The following is a 431-nucleotide window of genomic DNA, read 5'->3' as shown; positions in this document are numbered from 1 at the left end:
CATCAGCGCGCCGGCCTCCTGGGTCGGCACCAGCCGGCCGCGCACGCGCTCGAACAGGCGCAGTTCCGACGAGGTTTCCAGCTTGCGGATGGCCTGGCTCACCGCCGGCTGCGAAATGCCCAGCAGGGTGGCAGCCTTGCTGGTGGTGCCGGCCTGCATCACGGCCCGGAAGACCTGGATCTCGCGCATGTCCATCTATAAGTCCCGCTTATTGACTAAGTTTTTTCGATTGTTGAGGCAATGGGGAGAAAGGCAGACACTGGCGCTGTTCCCGATCACTCCTAAGCTCAGCAAATAGATTAGATGAAAGCTATCAATCAGACTAATAGAGATTTCGCCAGTCTCTCGCCCTCGGTGCAGCGCGCCTCCACCGTGGTGTTCGACTCGCTGGACGCCTTCGTCAACCGCAAGCACCGCCAGCCCGACGGCTT

Annotated in this window: 1 protein-coding gene; it reads right to left on the bottom strand. The window is 60.6% G+C overall.

Annotation, left to right across the window (positions count from 1 at the left end; genetic code table 11):
• Window positions 1–195: LysR family transcriptional regulator (locus N825_RS35755; protein WP_037462481.1), on the bottom strand; the 195-nt coding region annotated here is incomplete at its 3' end.
• Between the last annotated feature and the right edge of the window lie 236 nt (window positions 196–431).

The sequence above is a fragment of the Skermanella stibiiresistens SB22 genome, from assembly GCF_000576635.1.
Taxonomy (GTDB): domain Bacteria; phylum Pseudomonadota; class Alphaproteobacteria; order Azospirillales; family Azospirillaceae; genus Skermanella; species Skermanella stibiiresistens.
Note: the sequence above shows the minus strand (reverse complement) of the source record. Positions and strands in the feature narration are given on the sequence as shown.